The organism is Frigoribacterium sp. R86507, from assembly GCF_044597695.1.
Lineage (GTDB): Bacteria > Actinomycetota > Actinomycetes > Actinomycetales > Microbacteriaceae > Frigoribacterium.
Window position 1 is genome coordinate 795,420 of record NZ_CP139002.1, and the last position, 16,628, is coordinate 812,047.

General features: G+C 72.5%; 14 protein-coding genes. 11 read left to right on the forward strand and 3 right to left on the reverse strand.

What is annotated here, in order from left to right; all coding sequences use genetic code 11:
• Positions 1 to 124 precede the first annotated feature (124 nt).
• Positions 125 to 775, reverse strand: a complete 651-nt coding sequence (locus SJY14_RS03945) for a hypothetical protein (protein WP_071256250.1) — start codon at positions 773 to 775, stop codon at positions 125 to 127.
• 165 nt (positions 776 to 940) lie between these two features.
• On the opposite strand from SJY14_RS03945, the gene SJY14_RS03950 reads away from it, so the two are divergent.
• Positions 941 to 2,503, forward strand: coding sequence for a glycosyltransferase family 39 protein (locus SJY14_RS03950; RefSeq protein WP_396599839.1), 1,563 nt, complete (start codon positions 941 to 943; stop codon positions 2,501 to 2,503).
• On the opposite strand, the gene SJY14_RS03955 is transcribed toward SJY14_RS03950, so the two are convergent.
• Complete coding sequence (locus SJY14_RS03955; RefSeq protein ID WP_396599840.1) at positions 2,451 to 3,800, reverse strand: hypothetical protein; 1,350 nt, start codon at positions 3,798 to 3,800, stop codon at positions 2,451 to 2,453. The genes SJY14_RS03950 and SJY14_RS03955 overlap by 53 nt on opposite strands.
• Before the next feature lie 252 nt (positions 3,801 to 4,052).
• Here SJY14_RS03955 and SJY14_RS03960 point away from each other — a divergent pair, with 252 nt between their 5' ends.
• The 7 genes from SJY14_RS03960 (at position 4,053) to SJY14_RS03990 (ending at position 12,029) form a co-directional block, all read left to right on the forward strand.
• Positions 4,053 to 6,551 carry a right-handed parallel beta-helix repeat-containing protein gene (locus SJY14_RS03960; protein WP_396599841.1) on the forward strand — a complete coding sequence of 833 codons (2,499 nt, stop codon included), beginning with the start codon at positions 4,053 to 4,055 and terminating at the stop codon, positions 6,549 to 6,551.
• A gap of 88 nt (positions 6,552 to 6,639) precedes the next feature.
• Positions 6,640 to 7,314 carry a tRNA (adenosine(37)-N6)-threonylcarbamoyltransferase complex dimerization subunit type 1 TsaB gene (gene tsaB / locus SJY14_RS03965; protein WP_071256254.1) on the forward strand — a complete coding sequence of 225 codons (675 nt, stop codon included), beginning with the start codon at positions 6,640 to 6,642 and terminating at the stop codon, positions 7,312 to 7,314.
• A complete protein-coding gene (rimI, locus tag SJY14_RS03970; RefSeq protein ID WP_396599842.1) occupies positions 7,311 to 7,850 on the forward strand; it encodes a ribosomal protein S18-alanine N-acetyltransferase in 540 nt (179 codons plus the stop codon). Before tsaB ends, rimI begins: the two co-directional genes overlap by 4 nt.
• Positions 7,847 to 8,944, forward strand: coding sequence for a tRNA (adenosine(37)-N6)-threonylcarbamoyltransferase complex transferase subunit TsaD (gene tsaD, locus SJY14_RS03975; RefSeq protein WP_396599843.1), 1,098 nt, complete (start codon positions 7,847 to 7,849; stop codon positions 8,942 to 8,944). The genes rimI and tsaD overlap by 4 nt, the downstream gene beginning before the upstream one ends.
• A 119-nt stretch (positions 8,945 to 9,063) precedes the next feature.
• A complete protein-coding gene (locus SJY14_RS03980) occupies positions 9,064 to 9,468 on the forward strand; it encodes a DUF4190 domain-containing protein (RefSeq protein ID WP_071256260.1) in 405 nt (134 codons plus the stop codon).
• A gap of 176 nt (positions 9,469 to 9,644) precedes the next feature.
• On the forward strand, positions 9,645 to 10,718 hold the full coding sequence (locus SJY14_RS03985) for a hypothetical protein (RefSeq protein WP_396599844.1): 1,074 nt from the start codon (positions 9,645 to 9,647) through the stop codon (positions 10,716 to 10,718).
• Positions 10,719 to 10,910: 192 nt separating this feature from the next.
• Positions 10,911 to 12,029: an acyltransferase family protein gene (locus SJY14_RS03990; protein WP_396599845.1), complete on the forward strand. Its 1,119-nt coding sequence runs from the start codon at positions 10,911 to 10,913 to the stop codon at positions 12,027 to 12,029.
• Positions 12,030 to 12,059: 30 nt separating this feature from the next.
• Here SJY14_RS03990 and SJY14_RS03995 read toward each other — a convergent pair whose 3' ends face one another.
• Positions 12,060 to 13,253, reverse strand: coding sequence for a class I SAM-dependent methyltransferase (locus SJY14_RS03995; protein ID WP_071256263.1), 1,194 nt, complete (start codon positions 13,251 to 13,253; stop codon positions 12,060 to 12,062).
• A gap of 144 nt (positions 13,254 to 13,397) precedes the next feature.
• Between SJY14_RS03995 and groES the strand changes: the two genes are divergently transcribed.
• The 3 genes from groES to SJY14_RS04010 all read left to right on the forward strand — a co-directional run bounded on the left by groES (position 13,398) and on the right by SJY14_RS04010 (position 16,356).
• Positions 13,398 to 13,694 carry a co-chaperone GroES gene (gene groES, locus SJY14_RS04000; RefSeq protein ID WP_043595988.1) on the forward strand — a complete coding sequence of 99 codons (297 nt, stop codon included), beginning with the start codon at positions 13,398 to 13,400 and terminating at the stop codon, positions 13,692 to 13,694.
• A 196-nt stretch (positions 13,695 to 13,890) separates the two neighbouring features.
• Positions 13,891 to 14,871, forward strand: a complete 981-nt coding sequence (gene rarD / locus SJY14_RS04005; protein WP_083396360.1) for an EamA family transporter RarD — start codon at positions 13,891 to 13,893, stop codon at positions 14,869 to 14,871.
• 162 nt (positions 14,872 to 15,033) lie between these two features.
• On the forward strand, positions 15,034 to 16,356 hold the full coding sequence (locus SJY14_RS04010; RefSeq protein WP_054147415.1) for an ABC transporter substrate-binding protein: 1,323 nt from the start codon (positions 15,034 to 15,036) through the stop codon (positions 16,354 to 16,356).
• Positions 16,357 to 16,628 lie beyond the last annotated feature (272 nt).

The following is a 16,628-nucleotide window of genomic DNA, read 5'->3' on the forward strand; positions in this document are numbered from 1 at the left end:
ATCTTCCCATGGGGAGGCCTCATTCGGGTCGGGTAGGCGACATCGGCATTCGGGTACCGATGGCTTGACGACTATAAGGTCCCCCCAAGGGGGGACAATGGCCCCCGTTGTGGGTACAGGGGTTCTACGAGGTCGATCCCTCGAAGACGACGACGGGCACGTCGACGGCGTAGTCGAAGGTCAGCCGCAGGTCGTCCTGCGCGTCGGCGGGCACGGCGAACACGAAGACGCCCGTGGCGGTGGCGCCGGCCGCGACCGAGGCCGGGAACGAAGAAGTCCCGGTCGAGAACGTGTTGGCCGGTGTCCGTCCGGTGCCGTAGGCCAGGTTGACGACGACGGTCGACAGGTCGACGGGGGCCGTCGACGCGTTGTACACCTCCAGCTCGGCGCGGACCGCGGGGCCCGACACCTCTCCGGGCAACGTGGCCTCTCCGTCGACGCCGTCGAGGCTTTTCACCCGGACCGTCACCCCGTCCACGACGGAGGGCGACTCGTCGAGGCCGACGGGTGGTGACTCGGGTGTGTCGGGGCCCGCCGCAGGAGGCGCGGTGTCGGTCGGAGCCGTCGTGCCGCCTTCCGAGGGCGCGGCGGCCGAGGGCGACCCCGACGTCGTCCCGGCGGCGCCCGGCTCGTCGCCTCCGCCCGAGACGGCGGGCACGATGACGAAGGCGACGAGCAGCGCGAGCAGGACCACGACGGCGCCGGCGACGACGACGAGGCGTCGGCGGGATCGGGGGGTGGTCGGCTCGGTGGGCGTCTGGTCGTCCGACGACATGGCGGCTCCTCGTTCGGGTGGGCCCGTCCCGCCGGACGCCGGCGGGGTCCAGGGCCGCTGCTAGCATGCCAGCACTCCGGGCCACCCGCACCCGACCCGTCGGTCCGGTCGCCCTCTCCCTCGCCCGAGGCGACGGCTCGCGGTCGGCCACGCGTGAGGACGGCCATGACGACCACCACCCCGACGACGACCCGCCCGACCGGGTCGCCGGCGTCCTCGCGACGCCCCCGCGCCTCCTCGATCGGCGTCCCGCTCGCGCTCGGTCTGGTCGGCACGGCCGTGGCCCTGGTCGGCTCGTCGACCGTGTCGCTCTGGACCGACGAGGCCGCCACGGTCTCGGCCGCCACCCGGTCGCTGCCCGAGCTCTGGGCCCTGGTGCAGCGCATCGACGCGGTGCACGCCGCCTACTACCTCGTGATGCACCTCTGGACGAGCGTCGCGGGCATCTCGCCGTTCGCCCTCCGGCTGCCGAGCGCGATCGCCGTCGGCGTCTCGGTCGTGGGCGTGCACCGTCTGCTCGTGGTCCTCGGCCGCCCGGACGCGGCCGTGGTGGGGGCGGTCGTGGCGATCGTCCTGCCGCGCATCACCTGGATGGGCATCGAGGCACGGTCGTTCGGGCCGAGCGCGGCCTTCGCCGTGTGGGCGACCGTCCTCCTCGTCGTCGCCCTCCGCCGAGGAGGCGCGGGTCGTTGGGTCGGGTACGCCGCTCTCCTCGGGATCGGGACGGCCCTCAACATCTACGTCGCCCTGCTCGCGGTCGCGCACGCCGTCACGGTCGTCGTCGCCCGGGACGTCACGATCCGTCGTCGTCTCGCCTGGCTCGTCGCGGCGGCGGGAGGGGGCCTCGCGGCGTCGCCGGTGGTGCTGCTCGCGGCGGGGCAACAGGGGCAGCTGGGCGACAACCGGCTGGGCCTGGTCCAGATCGCACGGGGGGTGGTCGTGAACCAGTGGTTCCTCGGGGGGACGCCGACGCGGGTGACGTCGACCGCGTCGCCGACCGAACCCTGGGCGCTCGCCTCGCTGGGGCTCGCCCTGGTCGGGTGGGCCCTGATCGTGCTCGCGGTGGTGGCCGGTCGCCGACGTGACGGGCGCCGGGCCCTGTTCGCGCTCGTGCCCGTCCTCGTCGTTCCGACGGTCGTCGTCGTGGCCTACAGCCTCACCGTCAGCCCGCTCTACAACCCGCGCTACTTCACCTTCGCCGCCCCCGTCTGCGCCGCGCTCGTCGGGCTGGGCGTTCTCGCGCTGCGTCGCCGGGCGGCGCGGGTGGTCGCGGTCGTCGCGGTCGTGCTGCTCTGCGTCCCCGTCTACGCCTCGCAGCGACAGGTGACGGGCAAGAGCGGGACGGACTGGGCCGAGGCCTCGGCGGTGGTCGACCGCGGATCGGCACCGGGAGACGGGGTCTACTTCGCTCCCCTCGACGACGGGACGGCGACGGTCGTCCGGCGGACGACCGACAACGTCGAGGTCACCTACCCCGAGGCCTTCGAGGGGCTCGTCGACGTGACGAGGCGGTCCGACGCACTCGACGAGGACAGCCTGAGGGGCACCTCGTGGCCGCTCGGCTCCGACCGGTCCCGCCTGACCGAGGTCGACCGGCTCTGGGTCGTCGAGCCCGACGACCCGCCGACGGGGCTCGAGGACGACGAGGTCCTGGCCAGGGAGGGGTTCGTCCGGGTCAGCCGGTGGTCGGGCGGGATGACTGCGGTCGAGGAGTGGGCGCGGCCCTGACGTCGTCGGGGACCTCGGACGGCATCCCCGGATCGTCGTCCGTCCGTCGGCGGGCCAGCGGCAGGAACGCGAGGCCGACGGCGAGGATCAGGGTGGTCAGGGCACCGTAGAACGGCGAGAAGAACACGTTCCAGATGCTCTGGACCGAGGCGTAGAGCATGATGCCGCTGGCCGTCCCCTCGGCGATGCGCCGGGCCATGCCGACGGCCAGCACGACGAGCATGAACGCGACGAGGACGAGGCCCGCGACGCCGGACTGCGACCACAGGTTGCCCACGATCGAGTGCAGCTCGAAGTTGCCGCCGAACATGAACCGCTCGACGTAGCCGTTGTTCGGCTGGTAGCCGATGCTGCTCATCCCCTCTTTCGCGACGCGGATGTCCTCGGGCGTCGGGACGGCGCCGGCGCCGAAGCCCCAGGTGTGGTCGCGCATCAGCGCGAGGGTCGCGGCGAGTTCGGGCCGTCCGCCCAGGATCAGCGACCCCGACACGCGCAGCTGCTCGACGCTGCGGGACTGGGCGGCCTGGCCGAGGTAGCCGTCCAGGATGAGTGCTTGGCCGAGCTGGAAGACGGCGAACCCCAGGGCGGCGAGACCGACCAGCACCGCGGGCGCCGACGGCCGACGGTGCGGACGGACGATCGCCATCTGGGCGAAGACGAGGATCGCCGCGAGCAGCAGCAGCCCGAAGGCCGAGCGGAAGTCGTTGAGCGCCGCGACGACGGTGAGCACGAGCAGCGCGGTGAGCTCCCACCGACGGCCCAGTCGGGCGGCCAGCGCCAGGATGATGACCGTCGCGGGCAGGGCGAAGCCGAACTTCCAGGGGTTGCTGGCGAAGAGTGCCGTGGTCGGCGTGAGTTGGAGCGCCAGGCCCACGCCGAAGAAGAGGGTGGCCCACTGCGGCCCCAGGACGTCGCTGGCCCAGAGGAACAACCCGATGCCCAGCAGGGCGCCGACTAGCAGGACCGTCATGGGGACGGCCGACGCGCGGTCGACCTCGTGGTCGACGGCGTTGGCGATGCCGAGCCACACGCCGGCGACGGCGGCGAGCGCGCCGACCGCCATGAACGAGACCCCCCACCGGCGGCGGCGCACGGCACCCCACCAGACGGGCAGCAGCGCCACCGCGACGACGAAGCCGAGCTGGACGCCCTGGGGAAGGGGATAGCGCATCCCGAGGACCACGAGAGCCGCCGCGGCCAGGACGCGCACCCAGGTGCGGGACTCGGACGCCACGAGGGACGGGGTCCAGGACGGGGTGGTCGTCCGGACGCTCGGGTCGAGTCGCGGCTGCGTCATGCGTGAACTCTAGGCGACCCCGCATCCGTCGACGGCACCAGTCCGGGTGCCCCTCGGACGGTTGCCACCCGAGGGGGAGCCACCACGACGGGGGCTGACGGAGGGTTGCGGACTGCGCCTGAATGTAACAAGATCTCGTCTTGTCCTCGGAGCGGGTCCGATCCGCCTCCTCCGATCCGACTTCCGCAAGCCCCCGTCCTGGGGGTGTCGCGACGCGATCATCAGTACTCCACCACGACGAAAGGAGCGCCGATGTCCAGCGCCACCACGCCCCGGCTCGACCCGCCCACCCGCTCACGCGCCGTCGCCGGCGCCCTGGTGACCGCGGTCGCCTGTCTCGCGGCCGTCCTCGTGCCCGCGACCAGCGCCTCCTCGGCTCCGACGACCGTCGCCTCCGACGCCGCCGGCCGCACCATCAGCGGGGGTTGGGGTCCGGCCGACGCCGGTGGGACGTGGACGACATGGTCGAGCCCGACCGCGGCCTTCTCCGTGGCCCGGGGCGTCTCCACCATCTCCGGCCTCGCGCCGGGCGCCTCGGCCACCGCGACCCTCAAGTCGGTGTCCGTGCAGGACGTCGAGGTCCGCGAGCACATCGCCCTGCCCAAGACGGCGGCCTCCCTCTACCAGGGCTGGGAGCTGCGGCGGCAGGCCGACGGGTCCGCCTATCGCGGCCGCCTCGAGCTGGCGGCCTCGGGCAAGGCCGTGCTCGTGGTGACCAAGGTCTGGAAGGGGAAGGAGACCGCGCTCGGTCGCGCGGACCTGCCCTCGACCGTGACGACCGGGTCCACCGTGGCCGTCGCCTTCCGGGCGGTGGGCACGACCACCGTGTCCGTCCAGGGCAAGGCCTGGGTCCGCGGATCGGCCGAGCCCGCGTGGCAGGTGTCGGTGAGCGACTCGGCCGCCGACCGGGTGGCGGCTCCCGGCGCCGTCGGCATCTGGCAGTACGCGAGCACCGGCAACAAGGCCCCCGTCGAGACCAGCTTCGACGACCTCGTCGTCACGAGCTCGCCCCAGACGGCCGTCCCGGCCCCCGAGCCCGTCCCGGTGCCCGCACCGGTCCCGGCGCCCACGACGCCGGCCCCGGTCCCGGCCCCCACCACTCCGGCGCCCACGACGCCGGCCCCGGTCCCCGCGGTCTCGCAGGGCTCGCTCCCGGTCGGTGGCGCGTCCTACGCGGTCCCGGCGGGCGCGGTCGTCGTCTCGCCGAGTGGCAACGACTCGGCGGCGGGCACGCAGGCGGCCCCGCTCCGCACCCTCGCGGCCGCGATCGCGAAGGCTCCCTCGGGGGGGACGGTCGTGCTGCGAGCCGGCTCCTACAACGAGGGCGTCGTCGTCCCGTTCCAGAAGAAGCTGACGATCCAGTCCTTCCCCCGGGAGGCCGTGTGGCTCGACGGTTCCGTGCCGGTCTCGACGTGGCAGCGGTCGGGCTCGGGCTGGAGCACGCCGTGGTCGTTCTTCCCGTCCGCCGACATCGGTGGCTCGGTCGACAACCCCCGCTTCGTCTCGCCCTCGTTCCCCTACGCGGCCCGACCCGACCAGGTCTTCCTCGACGGCGTCCAGCTGACCCAGGTGGCTCCCTCGCAGCTCGCTCCCGGAACCTTCGCGCCCGACCCCGCCGGCGGGCGGGTGCTGATCGGCAGCGACCCCGCCGGTCACGAACTCCGGATCAGCAACAAGCAGCAGGCGATCTGGGTGCAGTCGCCCGACTCGACGGTGCGTGGTCTCGGCATCCGCCGGTACGCGACCCCCAACGCGGACAAGGGCGCGATCCGCTTCGGCAACACCGGTGGCACCGCCGAGAACCTGGTCGTCCAGGACAACGCGATGATCGGCATCAACCTCGAGAACAACGGTGGGCGTCTGCGTCACCTGACGGTCGAGCGCAGCGGCCTGCTCGGCGTCGGCACCAACGCCTCCTACGACCTCGAACTGACCGATTCGGTCGTGCGCCAGAACAACTGGCAGCGCTTCAAGGAGGCGCCCGTGTCGGGCGGCGTCAAGATCACCCGGTCCCGTGGCGTGACGGTCACCAACAACGACATCAGCCGCAACTACAGCTCGGGCCTGTGGCTCGACGAATCGGTGTACGACAGCAAGGTCACCGGCAACACGGTCGACGGCAACGAGTGGACGGGCATCCAGCTCGAGCTCTCGAGCAAGGCCGTCGTGGCGGACAACGTCATCACCGGTGGCAAGGCCGGGCTGCAGATCATGGACACCGACGACGTCCGGGTCTACAACAACTCGATCGGCGGCTTCAGCGAGTTCGGCATCAAGGTCACGCAGGACGAGCGCCGTCAGGCGACCGCCCCGACCGGCCAGGACCGCCGCCGCCCGATCCCCGACCCCACCATGACGTGGGTGACCGGCAAGATCACCATCGCCAACAACGCCTTCGGCAGCGGTGGTCGGTACCAGGTGTTCGTGCTCGACAGCAAGACGAACCGGTCGGCCGACTCGATGGGCATCACCGTCTCGGGAAACGCCTTCAACCAGCGCCGGACCGCGGCCCAGGCCACGCTGGTCGGCTGGGGCGGCGGCGACAACAAGACCGTCACCCGGTTCGACACCGCGGTCGCCCTGTCGGCCAAGAACTCGTCCTGGCGCAACGTCGAGACCCAGCAGGTGCTCGACCTCGGCGGCATGACGAGCCTGCTGACCTCGTCGCTCGGCATCGTGTCGGCCCTGCCGTCCGACATCGCCGCGCTCCTCGGCCAGCCCGGGACGGCGCGACGCATCGGCGCCTTCTGACCGACCCGACGGAGCCCGGCCCCGGCCGGGCTCCGTCACCCGTCAGGAGGCGCGGGTCGGCTTCCCGACACCGCCTACGATTGACCCCGTGATCCTGGCCATCGACACCTCAGCCGGTTCGTCCGTCGCCGTCGTCGACCGTGACGGCGGCGTCCTCGCCGAGCACACGGTCGCCGACACCCGGCGTCACGCCGAGGTGATCGGCCGCCTGATCGACGACGCCCTGCGCGAGGCCGGCGTCGCCCCGGCCGAGCTCTCGGCCGTGGTCGCCGGTCGCGGCCCCGGCCCCTTCACGGGCCTGCGCGTCGGCATCGCCGCCGCCCGCGCCTTCGCCTTCGGCGCCGGCGTGCCGTGCCTGTCGGTCGGCAGCCACGACGCCGTCGCGTTCGAGCGGCTCTCGGCGGTGGCCGGCCGCTCCGTCGGCACCGCCGGCGGGCCCGTCGACGCGCCGCTCGTCGTCGTCACCGACGCCCGCCGCCGCGAGGTGGCGTACAGCTCGTGGTCGGGGCTCGACGACGACGGCCTGCCCGTGCTCGTGGCCGGCCCCGCCCTCGTGAGGCCGGCCGACCTCGACGAGGCGACCGGCGCCTCCTCGTCCTGGCCGCGCACCGACCCCGACGCGACGACGGTCTCGGCGGCCGCCCTGGGCATGCTGGCCGAGCGGCTCTTCGAGCACGGTCGCGCGTTCGCCGACGCCGAGCCGTTGTACTTGCGCGAGCCCGACGTCACCCCGTCGGCCGGTCCCAAGCCGGTCACACGATGAGCGTCCTGCTGCGGACGGCCACCCTCGACGACCTCGACGGCATCATGGCCATCGAGACCTCGACCTTCGCGACCGACGCCTGGTCGCGGGCGAGCATGACGCACGAGCTCACCGCCCCCGGCGGTCGGTACCTGGTCGCCACGGCTGAGGAGGACGACACCACCGTCATCGGTTACGCGGGCATGCTGGCACTGAAGGGGGCCCCCGAGGCCGACATCCAGACCATCGCCGTGCTCGCCGAGCACCAGGGTCAGGGGCTCGGTCGGGCGATGCTGACCCAGCTGCTCACCGAGGCCCGTCAGGGCGGGGTGCGCGAGGTGTTCCTCGAGGTGCGAGCCGACAACCCCGGGGCGCAGCACCTCTACGAGACGCTCGGCTTCGAGCAGATCGCCGTCCGCACGCGCTACTACATGCCCGACGGGGTCGACGCGGTCGTCATGCGACTGAGCGTCCCGCCGGCCGCCACCGAGACCACACCGGGCCCCGTCGAGCCTTTCGGCGACGCGCCCCTCGACGAACAGGACGTCCGCCCGTGACCGTCACCCGCGCCTCCTCGTCCGCCGTCGCCGAGCCGGTCGTCCGCGAGCCCCTCGTGCTCGGCATCGAGACCAGCTGCGACGAGACCGGCATCGGCATCGTGCGCGGCCGCACCCTGCTCGCGAACGTCATCTCGTCCTCGATGGACGAACACGCCCGCTACGGCGGCGTCGTGCCCGAGGTCGCCGCGCGCGCCCACCTCGAGGCACTCGAACCCGCCCTCGCCGCGGCGCTCGCCGAGGCCGGCGTCACGACGGCCGAACTTGACGCGATCGCCGTGACGAGCGGGCCCGGGCTCGCCGGGGCGCTCATGGTCGGCGTCGGCGCGGCCAAGGCCCTCGCCCTGGCGACGGGCAAGCCCCTCTACGCCGTGAACCACCTCGTCGGCCACGTCGGAGCCGATGTGCTGCGCGAGGACGGCAGCGAACTCGAGCTGCCGACCATCGCGCTGCTCGTCTCGGGCGGCCACACCTCGCTGCTGCACGTGCGCGACCTCGTCGACGACGTCGAACTGCTCGGCGAGACCATCGACGACGCCGCGGGCGAGGCCTTCGACAAGGTCGCCCGCCTGCTCGGCCTGCCCTACCCCGGCGGGCCGCAGATCGACCGCGTCGCCGAACGCGGCGACCCCAGGGCCGTCCGCTTCCCGCGGGGGCTGACCCTGCCGAAAGACCTGGCGAAGCACCGGTACGACTTCTCGTTCTCGGGCCTCAAGACGGCCGTCGCCCGGTGGGTCGAACAGCGTCGCAGCGAAGGAGGCGCGGTGCCGGTCGCGGACGTCGCCGCCAGCTTCCGCGAGGCCGTCGCCGACGTCCTGCTCACCAAGGCGCTCGCGGCCTGCGCCGACCGGGGCGTGCCCCGCCTGCTGCTCGGCGGGGGAGTCGTCGCCAACGCCCGCGTGCGCGAGCTCGCGGCCGAACGGTGCGCGGCGGCCGGGGTCGAGCTGCGCGTGCCGCCCCTCTCGCTGTGCACCGACAACGGCGCCATGATCGCGGCGCTCGGCGCCGAACTCGTGTCGCGGGGCCGGGCACCGTCGCCGCTCGACTTCGGGGCCGACTCGACGTTGCCCGTGACGACGGTCCAGGCGGTCTGAACCCCGAGGCGATGCCTAGGAGGCCCGTCCTCGGCCGCAGGCCGACCGTCGCCGATAGCATGGGCGCTCGACCGACCGCGGCCGTCACCGGCCGAACCTCACCAGAAGGACGTCTCCCGATGACCGACCAGAACCCCTCCCCCCACGGCCAGCCCTCGTCGCAGAACCCGTACCAGGGCCAACAGCCGGCTTACCCGGGGCAGCCCTCCGGTGGTCAGCCGGCCTACCAGGGGCAGAACGGCGCTCGCCCCGGTCAGCGCAACACCCTCGCCCTCGTCTCGATGATCCTCGGCATCGCCGGCTTCCTGACCTCGATCACGGCCCTCGGTGCCATCGTCACCGGCCACATGGCGTTGAGCCAGATCAAGAAGCGGGGCGAAGAGGGCCGCGGGATGGCCCTGACGGGTCTCATCCTCGGCTACGTCGTCGTCGCTCTGACGATCATCGGCATCATCCTGCTCGTGGTCGTGTTCGGCGCCATCGCCAGCAACCCCGACCTCTACGACGGCAGCTACAACTCGTAGGTCGTCCTCGCGTCGTCGGGCGTCGCCTCCCAGGGGCCGCTCATCACGACCCTCGCTAGCATGACGGGGTCCGCACCGCGTGGTGCGGGCCCTTTCGTGTCCCGGGACGCGACCGTCACAGGCGTGACCGGCCGTTCCGGCGGCACGACCGACGCACCGCTCGCGAAAGGCAGCTGATGGCCACCGACGACACCACCCCCGAGAAGCCGTCCTCGGCGCCGACCGCGCCCTCGGCGCCGACGCCGCCCGCGGCACCCACCGCGCCTCCCACGCGCCCGTCCGAGGGGGGCGGTGCGGCCACCGCCTCGCCGCCGCTGCCGCCGACCGTCTTCCCGGGGGCCGCGTCCCAGCCGCCCGCCACGCAGCCGCCCGCGTCGTCCCCGTACGCCTCGCAGCCGCCCGCGTCGTCGCCGTACGGCGGGGCCGGGGTGCCTCCGACGGGGTCGGCGCCCTACGGCGCACCCCAGGGGGCTCCGGCGCCGCAGTCCCGCCCGGGGCAGGTCCCGCCGGGTGCGCCCCAGCCGCCCCGGCCGCCCTACGGCCAGCCGGGTGCGCAGCCGCCGGCAGGGTACGGGCAGCAGGGCTACGGTCAGCAGTCCGGGTACGGCCAGCAGTCGGCCTACGGCCAGCCGCCGCAGGGCCCGCAGTCGGGCTACGGCCAGCCGCAGGGCCAGCAGCCTGGCTACGGGCAGCAGTCGGGCTACGGCCAGCAGTCCCAGGGTCAGCAGCCCTCCGGTCAGTCCGGTGCGCCGTACGGTCAGCAGGCGTTCGCCCAGCAGGGCCAGCCGGGTGCGCAGTACGGCCAACAGGGCCAGCCGGGCGCGCAGTACGGCCAACAGGGCCAGCCGGGCGCGCAGTACGGCCAACAGGGCCAGCCGGGCGCGCAGTACGGCCAACAGGGCCAGCCGGGCGCACAGTACGGTCAGCAGCCCTACGGCTCGCCCTACCCGCCGTACGCCTCGGCGGGTGCCGCTCAGCCCCCTCGACTGCTCAGCCTGCTCTCGATGATCGGCTCGATCGCCGGTCTCGTGCTGGCACCCTTCACCTTCGGGCTCTCGATCGTGGCGTCCATCGCGGGCGTCGTGCTCGGTCACCTGGGCATGTCGCGTGAGCGTCACGCCCGCGGGTTCTGGCTCACCGGACTGATCGTGGGCTACGCCGGCGTCGTCCTGATCGTGATCGGCTGGGTGGCCTTCGGTCTCTTCATCGCCGGCTTCTCGTCGAGTTCCGACTACTACGGCGGGTACTGACCCCTCTCGACCGGACGAGGGGCGGCTGCCTCGCCCTGAGGCAGCCGCCCCTCGCCCTGTCGCCCCTCCTCTGCGGGTGAACCCGGGGGCGGAAAGCCGGCACGGGCGAGGTGCCCCGGGGTCGGGACGAGCTATCGTGGCCTGCCACCACCCGAACCGTTCCCCGGCACCCGAATGCGACACGGAGGACCGATGTCCGCGCCTGCCCGCGACCACGCCGCCGTCGACCCTGCCCAGGCCCGGAACCGGGCCGACGTCCTCGGGAACGTCCTCGATCCGCGGCGCAACGCGTACAACCTGATCCGCCTCGTCATGGCATCCGCGGTCGTCATCTGGCACTCCGTCCCCCTCACCGGCCACGACATCGGTTTCGAGCCCGCTCGGCAGCTCGCGTCGCGCCTGCCGGTCGACGTGTTCTTCGCGATCTCGGGCTACCTCATCGTCATGTCGTGGTCGAGGACTCCGCAGGTCGTCGCATTCCTGCGTGCGCGTGTGCTCCGGATCTTCCCGGCGTTCTGGGTGTGTCTCGTGCTCACCGCCGCCGTCTTCGCCCCGGTGTCGCTGCTCATCCGCGGTGTCCCCGCGCCGGACGGTTTCGTGGGCGACGCCGTCTCGTACGTCGTCCGCAACGGCCTCCTGCGCGTGTGGCAGTACGACATCGCGGGCACGCCCCTCGGCACGCCGGTCGAAGGGGCCTGGAACGGTTCCCTCTGGACCCTCGGCTGGGAGTTCGCCTGCTACCTCGGCGTCCTCCTGCTCGGTGTCGTCGGCCTCCTGCGCTCGCGCTGGGCCCTTCCCGCCGCCTACGTCCTCTGCACCGTGGGCGTGGCGGCGAGCACGTACGGCGGCATCCACAACTGGTACCTGACCAACGGGTCGCGCTTCGGCATCGTCTTCGTCGCGGGGGCCCTGGTCTACCGCTGGCGGAACAGCATCCCGGTCCGGCCCTGGCTGCTCGTCCTGGCCGCCGTGATCGTGCTGGCCTCGTCGGCCCTGCCCGACTACGGCCTGGTGGCCGCGCTCCCGCTCGCATACCTCGCGCTCGGCGTCGGCGCGCTCGTCACACACCCGAGGGCGTCGATCCGCACAGACATCTCGTACGGCACCTACATCTACGGTTTCCCGCTCCAGCAGCTGCTCGCGACGGCGGGGGCGGCGGCATGGGGCGTTCCGCTCTTCGCCCTGGTGTCGCTGGCGGCCACCTTCGCCGTGGCCACCCTCAGCTGGCACCTCGTCGAACGGCCGACGATGAAGTTCAAGAGACGCCGACCGGCCGTCGGCCCCACCGATCCCGTCGCGACGGTCGCCTGACCGCAGTCAGCCTCACCGACCCGCCCGGCGTCAGACCAGGCGCTCGCAGAGCAGGGCCGTGTGCCGCCCCGCGACCCGGGTCAGCACGAGGGTCGCCGATCCGGTGCCCTGCAACGAGAGTCGTTTGCGGAACGTCGCGGGATCGACGTCGACCCCGCGCTTCTTGATCTCGAGGCGGCCGATGCCCCGCGCCCGCAGCTCGCGCTTCAGCGTCCGCTCGTCGAGCGGGAAGGTCTCGAGCACGCGGAAACCCTGCGCGAAGGGGGTGTCGACCCGCGCCTCCGTCGTCAGCCAGGCGATGTCGCGACTGATCATGCGGGCGTCGATCGACCGGGCCAGGTCGCCGATCAGGCGCGCCCGGATGACGGCACCGTCGGGCTCGTAGAGGTACTCGCCGAGGTCGCCCGGGTCCACGTCGTCCGAGTCGGCGGCGGCCGTCAGCTCGGACGCCCCGGAGGCGCTGACCACCAGTGCGGACCGGCCCACTCCCGGCCGCGCGAGCGGACCGAACCACACGCCCACCTCGACCACGTCGCGGTCGACCGAGATCCACTGGCACTCGGCGTCGGCCGGCAGCAGCTCGCGGTCGACGCCCGGGCCGAGCTTCACGCCGGTGGGCAGGCGGTCGGCGAAGCCGAAGGCGACGTCGAGGCCGGGGGACCAGTCGGCCGGGTCGGCGAGGCGCTTGGTGGCGGCGTGGCCGGCCGTCCGTCGCGCCGGGTCGAGGAAGACGCCCTCGACGCCCCCGAGGTCGGTGGTCGCGGCGTCCCCCTGCTCGACCCGCGACGACGGCCACGGCGCGAGGTTGTACGAGGCGACGGCCGCGGTGACCTCGTCGCGGTCGACGGCGAGCACGTCGAGGTCGAGCGCGGCGAACGCCAGGGCGTCGCCACCGATGCCGCAGCCGAGGTCGGCCACGCTGCCGATGCCCGCCGCGGCGTAGCGTCCGGCATGGCGCGCGGCGACCGGGAGGCGCGTGGCCTGTTCGAGGCCCGCCTCGGTGAACAGCATGCGGCTCGCGAACTCGCCGAACTTGGCCACCGCGCGGCCACGGAGCCGGGCCTGGGTGAGCACCGCCGACACGAGGGCGGGGGAGTGGCCCTGCTTGCGCAACGCGGCCACCGTGCCGACGACGTCGTCGCCGGAGGCGCCGCCCGTCGGCAGCGAGTCGAGCAGCCGCAGCCCCTCGGGCGAGAGGACTTCGAGCAGCTCGGAGGAATCCATGTCGTCCAGTGTGACGCACGCGGGCCGACGCGTTGGCACTCGGATTGACCGAGTGCCAGTCTCGTCCTACAGTTGTTCTGGCACTCGCCCCCGGCAAGTGCCAGCCCCCATGTTTTCGTAGCACCGAGAAAGAAGAGGTCACCCGTGTCGGTCAGCATCAAGCCGCTCGAAGATCGCATCGTCATTCGTCAGGTCGAAGCCGAGCAGACCACTGCTTCGGGTCTCGTGATCCCCGACACCGCCAAAGAGAAGCCCCAAGAGGGTGAAGTGGTGGCGGTCGGCCCGGGCCGCATCGACGACAACGGCAACCGCGTGCCGCTCGACGTCGCCACCGGCGACAAGGTCATCTACAGCAAGTACGGCGGAACCGAGGTGAAGTACGGCGGAGAAGACCTGCTCGTGCTCTCGGCTCGCGACGTCCTGGCGGTCATCGTCCGCTAGCACCTCGGCACGGCTCCGGCCGTGCTCCGCGACCCCGGTCGCCGTCCCGAAGGCCCCTGCTCCGGCAGGGGCCTTCGTCGTGTCGGCGACGTGGCCGCGAGCGTCCGCTCGTCCCCAGGCGTGATCGTCCGTCGATCGATCCACGGTGGCAGGAGTGGCCGTTCCGGTGGTGGGCGCAGCCACCTAGAGTCTCCTGGTGACCTCGACCCGCGCCTCCTCGTCCCCCTCCGCCCCGACCTCGGGGCTCGGCGTCGCCGGGGCCGGCGGGGCGGGTCTGGCCTACGCCCTGGGGGCCTACGGGCTCTGGGGCGTGCTGCCGGTCTACTTCCTGCTGCTGGCCCCGGCCGGCCCGTTCGAGATCGTCGCCTGGCGGGTGCTGTTCTCGCTCGTCTTCTGTGCGGTGCTGCTCGTCGTGACGGGGGCGCTGCGGTCGTTCCTGGCCCTGCTGCGTCAGCCCCGCGTGGTGGGCACCATGGGGCTGGCGGGGGCGTTCATCGTCGTCAACTGGACGGTCTTCATCTCGGCGACGCTCAGCGGGCACGTGGTCGAGGCGGCGCTCGGCTACTTCATCAACCCGATCGTCACGGTCCTGCTCGGCGTGGTGGTGCTGCGCGAGCGTCTGCGCACGACCCAGTGGGTGGCCGTCGGGCTGAGCGCCGTCGCCGTCCTCGTGATCGCGATCGGGGCGGGCAGGCCGCCGTTCATCTCGCTCGTCCTCGCGTTCTCGTTCGGGCTCTACGGCCTGGTGAAGAAGCAGGTCGGTGGTCGGGTCGACGCGGTCGGCGGGCTCACGCTCGAGACGCTGTGGATCGCACCCTTCGCGGCCGTCACCCTGATCGTGCTGCACGTGACGGGCCTCGGGGGCGGCGTCGTGCTGGGCACCGTGAGCGTCGGGCACACCCTCGCCACGGTCGGCACGGGCGTCATCACGGCCGTGCCGCTGCTGCTCTTCGCCTCGGCGACGCGTCGGCTGCCCCTGACGACCGTGGGGCTGACGCAGTACGTCGCCCCCGTGCTGCAGTTCGTGGTCGGGGTCGTCGTGCTCGGCGAGCACATGTCGACGGCGCGATGGGTCGGCTTCGCCATCGTCTGGGTCGCCTCGATCGTGCTCACCGTCGACATGGTGCGTGCGGGGCGGCGGTCACGTCGTCCGCTCGCGGTGGCGCCGACCGCCTAGAAGCGACCATCCCTCGCAAAGTCACGAATGGCTAACGAAACGTCACTTTGACGTCGAGAACACACGCCAGAAACATTCGACCCCTAGTTTCGGACCAATCGCGGCAGGTTCGACCGCCACCGGTCGGGCTGCACTGCCGCTGTCCACGAAAGGGTTCCACGGATGATCCGATCCAGCACCGCCCTCCGAGCACTGGCTCTCGCCGGCGCAGCCTCCGTGCTGCTCGCTGCCTGTTCGACGGCATCTCCCTCTGACGACGCGTCGTCGTCGTCGTCGGCCAAGGCCGATCCCGCCGCCAAGTGCGAGGTCGGTACGCCCAGCACCGATCCCTTCGCGATCGGCACCATGCTGCCGCTGACCGGAACCCTGGCCTACCTCGGCCCGCCCGCCATCGCGGGGGCGAACCTGGCCATCAGCGACATCAACGCCGCGGGCGGCGTTCTCGACCAGCCCGCCGAGATCTCGACCAGCACCGACTCGGGCGACAGCAACGACATGACCGTGTCGAGCAACGCCGCGACGGAGCTGATCGACGCCAAGGTGCCCGTCGTGCTCGGTGCCGAATCGTCGAGCGTCACGCTCAACGTGGTCGACCAGCTCACCAGCAACTGCATCATCGAGATCTCGCCGGCCAACACGGCGAGCTCGCTCAGCGGCTACTCGTCGTACTACTACCGGACCGCTCCGCCGGACTCGGTCCAGGGTTCGGCACTCGGCCAGCAGATCACGGCCGACGGCAACGCCAACGTCGCGTTCCTCGTCTTCAACGACACCTACGGCACGGGTCTCCGCGACTCGACGCAGAAGTCGATCGAGAGCTCGGGCGGCACCGTCGTCTACGGCGGCACCGGCAAGGGCGAGGAGTTCCCCCCCGGTCAGACCACGTTCTCGTCCGAGGTGTCCGCGGCCATCGCCGCCGAGCCCGACGCGATCGTCATCCTCGCCTTCGACGAGACCAAGTCGATCGTCCCCGAGCTGAAGAGCCAGGGCTGGGACATGAGCAAGGTCTACATGTCCGACGGCAACACGGCCGACTACAGCGCCGACTTCGAGCCCGGCACCCTCGAGGGCGCCAAGGGTACGATCCCCGGTGCCGACGCCAGCGCCGACTTCAAGTCGAAGCTCGTGGCCGGCTACCAGGCGAGCGAGGGCGGCGAACTGGCCGACTTCTCGTACGCGGCCGAGTCGTACGACGCCGTCATCCTGACCGCTCTCGCGGCGCAGGCCGGTGGCGGCACCGACGCCGGGACGATCCAGGCCAACATGGCCGCGGTCTCCGGCGCGAACGGCGGCACCGAGTGCACCACGTACGCGGACTGCAAGACCGCGCTGGACGCCGGTGACGACATCCACTACACCGGCCCCTCGGGCATCGGACCGTTCAACGACAACAACGACCCGTCGTCCGCCTCGATCGGCGTCTACACCTTCGACGCCGACAACAAGCCCGTCTACCAGACCGGCATCGAGGGCAAGGTCGAATAACAGCACCTCGCACCACCCGGGGCCCGGCACGAGTCATCGTGCCGGGCCCTTCGGCGTGCCCAGGAGGCGCGGAGCCGGACCACGGGCAGGTCGCGACGTCCGCGTCCTCCGACACCGCGCCTCCTCGTCCCGGGCCCGCCGGCCTTGGGGCCGCGCTCCCCTCTGCGCCGCGTTCCGTGCACCGCACCGCGTCGAGACCCGGTGTGCTGCACGAAACGCGGTGTGCAAGACGGCATGCCCCGGCACCGCGCCTCCTCGTCCCGGGCCCGCCG

Bases quoted from the DNA above. Each gene is read 5' to 3' on its own strand.
- SJY14_RS03960 (WP_396599841.1), top strand. From the start codon at position 4,053: ATGTCCAGCGCCACCACGCCCCGGCTCGACCCGCCCACCCGCTCACGC.
- SJY14_RS03945 (WP_071256250.1), bottom strand. From the start codon at position 775: ATGTCGTCGGACGACCAGACGCCCACCGAGCCGACCACCCCCCGATCC.
- SJY14_RS04010 (WP_054147415.1), top strand. From the start codon at position 15,034: ATGATCCGATCCAGCACCGCCCTCCGAGCACTGGCTCTCGCCGGCGCA.
- SJY14_RS03980 (WP_071256260.1), top strand. From the start codon at position 9,064: ATGACCGACCAGAACCCCTCCCCCCACGGCCAGCCCTCGTCGCAGAAC.
- SJY14_RS03985 (WP_396599844.1), top strand. From the start codon at position 9,645: ATGGCCACCGACGACACCACCCCCGAGAAGCCGTCCTCGGCGCCGACC.
- SJY14_RS03950 (WP_396599839.1), top strand. From the start codon at position 941: ATGACGACCACCACCCCGACGACGACCCGCCCGACCGGGTCGCCGGCG.
- SJY14_RS03995 (WP_071256263.1), bottom strand. From the start codon at position 13,253: ATGGATTCCTCCGAGCTGCTCGAAGTCCTCTCGCCCGAGGGGCTGCGG.
- SJY14_RS03955 (WP_396599840.1), bottom strand. From the start codon at position 3,800: ATGACGCAGCCGCGACTCGACCCGAGCGTCCGGACGACCACCCCGTCC.
- rimI (WP_396599842.1), top strand. From the start codon at position 7,311: ATGAGCGTCCTGCTGCGGACGGCCACCCTCGACGACCTCGACGGCATC.
- SJY14_RS03990 (WP_396599845.1), top strand. From the start codon at position 10,911: ATGTCCGCGCCTGCCCGCGACCACGCCGCCGTCGACCCTGCCCAGGCC.